Origin of the sequence: Streptomyces phyllanthi, assembly GCF_009377205.1 — a bacterium.
Taxonomy (GTDB): domain Bacteria; phylum Actinomycetota; class Actinomycetes; order Streptomycetales; family Streptomycetaceae; genus Streptomyces; species Streptomyces phyllanthi.
Window position 1 is genome coordinate 1 of record NZ_VJZE01000615.1, and the last position, 4,343, is coordinate 4,343.

Annotated in this window: 4 protein-coding genes; 2 read left to right on the top strand and 2 right to left on the bottom strand. The window is 69.2% G+C overall.

What is annotated here, in order from left to right:
* The first annotated feature begins 145 nt into the window (after window positions 1-145).
* Window positions 146-1,027, top strand: a complete 882-nt coding sequence (locus tag FNH04_RS42105; RefSeq protein WP_152791520.1) for a DUF4429 domain-containing protein — start codon at window positions 146-148, stop codon at window positions 1,025-1,027.
* A gap of 85 nt (window positions 1,028-1,112) precedes the next feature.
* Here FNH04_RS42105 and FNH04_RS42110 read toward each other — a convergent pair whose 3' ends face one another.
* On the bottom strand, window positions 1,113-1,907 hold the full coding sequence (locus FNH04_RS42110) for a class II aldolase/adducin family protein (protein ID WP_152791521.1): 795 nt from the start codon (window positions 1,905-1,907) through the stop codon (window positions 1,113-1,115).
* A 256-nt stretch (window positions 1,908-2,163) separates the two neighbouring features.
* On the opposite strand from FNH04_RS42110, the gene FNH04_RS42115 reads away from it, so the two are divergent.
* The gene (locus tag FNH04_RS42115; protein ID WP_152791522.1) at window positions 2,164-2,655 is read left to right on the top strand and encodes a pyridoxamine 5'-phosphate oxidase family protein; all 492 of its coding nucleotides are present in this window, start codon (window positions 2,164-2,166) and stop codon (window positions 2,653-2,655) included.
* Window positions 2,656-2,698: 43 nt separating this feature from the next.
* On the opposite strand, the gene guaA is transcribed toward FNH04_RS42115, so the two are convergent.
* Entirely contained in the window at window positions 2,699-4,285 is a 1,587-nt protein-coding gene (gene guaA / locus FNH04_RS42120) for a glutamine-hydrolyzing GMP synthase (protein WP_322725435.1), read from the bottom strand.
* Between the last annotated feature and the right edge of the window lie 58 nt (window positions 4,286-4,343).

Genomic DNA, 4,343 nt, shown 5'->3' on the forward strand with positions numbered 1-4,343 from the left:
GGCTTCCGGGCGGGTCTTTCGTCTCCTACTCCGGCGCTGCTGGGCCCCTTTTCTCCGTTCCCCGTCCGCCTCCTTGCTCCGTTCCCCGTCCGCCCCCTTTCTCCTTTCCCTCTGCCGCGACACGCCCCGCTGCGAGAATCTCCGTATGGCCGAGATCATCCAGCGAGACGGGACCTGGGCCTTCGACGGCAGCACGGTCCGGATCACGCCGGGACTCCACCGCTCGGTGCCGCTGTTCCGGCAGACGTACGGGGAGATTCCGGTGCCCCTCGAAGCGGTGTCGGGCGTCGTCTTCGAACCCGAGCGCAAGCGCGGCCGACTGCGCCTGCGGCTCCGCGAGGGCTGTGATCCGATGCTCCAGGCGACCGGCGGGCGGCTCCCCGACGCGGCCGATCCTTACCGGCTGGCGGTCGACATCGACCGCTCGGGCGTCGCCGAGTACGTGGCGGAGGAGATACGCCGTGCCCTGCTCCTCGAACAGATCCCGAAGGAGCCCGCCAAGGCCTATCTGCTGCCCGGCCCGCCGGTTCCGGTGTCCGTGCGGTCCAGCGACGGGACGGTGTCGTTCGACGGTACGCAGGTACGGATCGACTGGAGTGACACATCGGACCGGGTCAAGCGTGCGACGGGCCCGCGGATCATCGCGATCGGCGATCTGATGCAGGTGGAGTGGCTGCCCAACTCCGGGTACGAGGACGGTTTCATGCGCTTCGTGACCCGCGAGACGGTGTTTTCCAAGCTGCCGCCCGAGAAGGACCCGTACGCGCTCGACCTGTGGGGCAGCGCCCGCCGCGATCTGCTCACGGCCCTCGTCGCCACCGCCGTCACCGCACGGCTCCCCCACCCGTCCACCCGCGCGGTCGACTCCGTGGAGCGCCCCCAGGTCGCCGCCGCGACCGCGCCTCCGGCCGACCATCACGACGTACTCCTGCGCCGTCTGCGGGAGTTGGGTCAGCTGCACCGTGACGGGGTGCTCACGGACGAGGAGTTCGCGATGACGAAGGCGGCTGTGCTGCGCGGTTTCTAGAGGCCCGGATGGCCAGAGACAGAGAGCCAGAGGCTCAGAGGGCTTCGCCGCAGTCGGCACAACCGTCGGCGCCGCCCTCTGCTCCCTAACTCAGCAGATCCGGCTCGCTCCTGCTGATGTCCTGCCACAGGGGCTGGTAGTTGATCCACGCCACCAGATCGCCGCCGAGCTGCTCCCGGGTGGCGACCGCCTGCCGGTGGCCGATCAGCACCGGCCGTCCCGCCGCCTTCGCGGTCAGCTGGACCTGGGCCGACCGCTCCATCGACAGGAACCACCAGGCCGCCGCGTCCACCGAGTCGCCGACCGTCAGCAGCCCGTGGTTGCGCAGCACCAGGGCCTTGCGGCTGCCGAGGGCGGAGGCGATCCGCCGGCCCTCCTCGGCGTCGACGGCCACACCGGTGTACGCGTCGTAGAGCGCGTGGTCCTCGTAGAACGCGCAGCTCTCCTGGGTGATCGGGTCGAGCAGTTCGGCGAGCGCCGAGAGCGCGCGGCCGTGCACCGAGTGGCAGTGGGCGACCGCGACGACATCCGGCCGAGCGGCGTGCACCTGGGCGTGCACGGTGAACGCCGCCTGGTTCACGTGGTAGCGGCCTTGGATCACCTGCCCCTCGGCGTTGGCCATCACCAGGTCACTCACGGTGACATGCTTGAACGGCATGCCGAACGGGTTGACCCAGAAGCAGTCGCTGAACTCCGGGTCGCGCGCGGTGATATGTCCGGAGACCCCGTCCTCGAACCCGAGCCGCCCGAAGATCCGCAGCGCCCCGGCCAGCCGTTCCTTGCGATGCCGGCGCTCGTCGTCCAGCGATTCGTGCATCGGCGGCATGGCGAACTGCAGCTGGTCGGTGGGTAGGGGCAGGGGCGGCGTGGGCCCGTGCATATGTCCTCCAGCTCTGGGTTGCTTTACGGAGCGGAAGTTACCGTCAGTCTCTGCAAGAGGACAGGCCCGTCCGGTGAAGAGTGTGCGCAACCGTTACGGAAGTCACGGAAACGCGTCACCCCCCAGGACAAGCGAGCCGAATAGGCGACAGCAGGTGTCGGGTATCGGCGCCAGACTCGGTTGTATGAACCAGCGCACGGAATCTCACACGGAAAGCCGTAGGGAACCTCGCATGGAACGTCGTAGGGAACCTCGCATGGAACGTCGTACGGGCCCCGCTACGAACTGGGCAGCCTTCGTCACCGCCGAATCCGAACTCGCCAGAACCGTGGAGGAGCGCTTCGGCGCGCACACGCACCACATCCTCGCGACCCTCCGCAAGGACGGCTCGCCGCGCACCAGCGGGCTCGAGGTGCGGTTCCTGAACGGCGAGTTGTGGCTCGGCATGATGCAGGACTCACTCAAGGCGCTCGACCTGCGGCGCGATCCGCGGTTCGCGTTGCAGGCCAACCCGGGCTCGGATACCGACATGGGCGGCGGTGACGTACGGGTCAGCGGGCGGGCGATCGAGGTCGCCGATCCGGAGACGAAGGCCCTCTACACGCGAGAGGTGGAACCGCCGGAGCCGTTCCACCTCTTCCGCACCGAGCTGACGGAGGTCGTGCGCACCTACGTCGAGGACGAGAAGTATCTCGTCGTCCAGGTCTGGAAGCCCGGAGAACCGGTGCGCACCGTCAAGCGGACCTGAGCCCGGAAGGGCTCACCCCGCTCACCACGCTCACGCACCACGCTCACTCCCACTCGATCGTGCCCGGCGGCTTCGACGTCACATCGAGGACGACGCGGTTGACGTCGGCGACCTCGTTCGTGATCCGGGTCGAGATCCGAGCGAGGACGTCGTACGGCAGTCGCGACCAGTCGGCCGTCATCGCGTCCTCGCTCGACACCGGACGGAGGACGATCGGGTGGCCGTACGTCCGGCCGTCGCCCTGGACGCCGACGCTGCGCACGTCCGCGAGCAGGACCACAGGGCACTGCCAGATGTCGCGGTCGAGACCGGCGGCCGTGAGTTCCTCGCGGGCGATGGCGTCGGCCTCGCGGAGCAGGTCGAGCCGCTCCTTCGTGACCTCGCCGACGATACGGATACCGAGGCCGGGGCCCGGGAACGGCTGGCGCTGAACGATCTCCTCCGGCAGGCCGAGCTCCTGGCCGACCATGCGGACCTCGTCCTTGAAGAGCTTGCGGAGCGGCTCGATGAGCTTGAACTCCAGATCCTCCGGCAGGCCGCCCACGTTGTGGTGGGACTTGATGTTGGCCGTGCCGGTGCCGCCACCGGACTCGACGACGTCGGGGTAGAGGGTGCCCTGGACGAGGAACTCGACCGGCTGGTCGCCGGGCGCCTCGGCCACGATCTCGGCCTGGGCCTGCTCGAAGACCCGGATGAACTCACGGCCGATGATCTTCCGCTTGGCCTCGGGGTCGGAGACACCGGCGAGCGCCTTGAGGAAGCGTTCCTCGGCGTCGACGACCTTCAGCTGTACGCCGGTGGCCGCGACGAAGTCCTTCTCGACCTGCTCGGTCTCACCCTTGCGCATCAGGCCGTGGTCGACATACACGCAGGTCAGCTGAGAGCCGATGGCCTTCTGGACGAGGGCGGCGGCCACGGCGGAGTCCACGCCGCCGGAGAGGCCGCAGATCGCGCGCCTGTTCCCGACCTGCTCGCGGATGGCCGCGACCTGCTCCTCGATCACACTGCCCGTGGTCCAGGAGGGGGTCAGGCCCGCGCCCCGGTAGAGGAAGTGCTCCAGTACCTGCTGGCCGTGCGTGGAGTGCATGACCTCGGGGTGGTACTGGACGCCGTACAGCTGCTTCTCGTCGTTCTCGAACGCGGCGACCGGGACGACGTCCGTGGAGGCCGTGACGGTGAAGCCCTCGGGGGCCGCGCTGCACGCGTCGCCGTGGGACATCCACACCGACTGCTCGTCCGGGGTGCCCTCGAAGAGGGTGGAGCCGGACTTGCTGACGTGGAGGGGCGTACGGCCGTACTCGCGCGCGCCTGTGTTGTCGACCGTGCCGCCGAGGGTCTGGGCCATCAGCTGGAAGCCGTAGCACATGCCGAAGACGGGGACGCCGGACTCGAAGAGCTCGCGGTCCAGGCGGGGAGCGCCCTCCGCGTAGACCGAGGAGGGGCCGCCGGAGAGGATGATCGCCGCGGGGTTCTTGGCGAGGATCTCCTTCACCGGCATGGTGCTCGGCACGATCTCGCTGTAGACCCGGGCCTCACGGACTCGGCGGGCGATGAGCTGGGCGTACTGCGCGCCGAAGTCGACGACCAGGACGGTGTCGGGGGTCGCGGCAGCGGGAGTCGCTGATGACACGGGGTGCCTTCCGGCGGTGGGGCGGGGTCTGTGGGTGCCGATTCTACCGGGGGTGGCC

Excerpts from the sequence above, each read along its gene's own strand:
- FNH04_RS42105 (WP_152791520.1), top strand. The coding sequence starts at position 146 with ATGGCCGAGATCATCCAGCGAGACGGGACCTGGGCCTTCGACGGCAGC.
- FNH04_RS42110 (WP_152791521.1), bottom strand. The coding sequence starts at position 1,907 with ATGCACGGGCCCACGCCGCCCCTGCCCCTACCCACCGACCAGCTGCAG.
- FNH04_RS42115 (WP_152791522.1), top strand. The coding sequence starts at position 2,164 with ATGGAACGTCGTACGGGCCCCGCTACGAACTGGGCAGCCTTCGTCACC.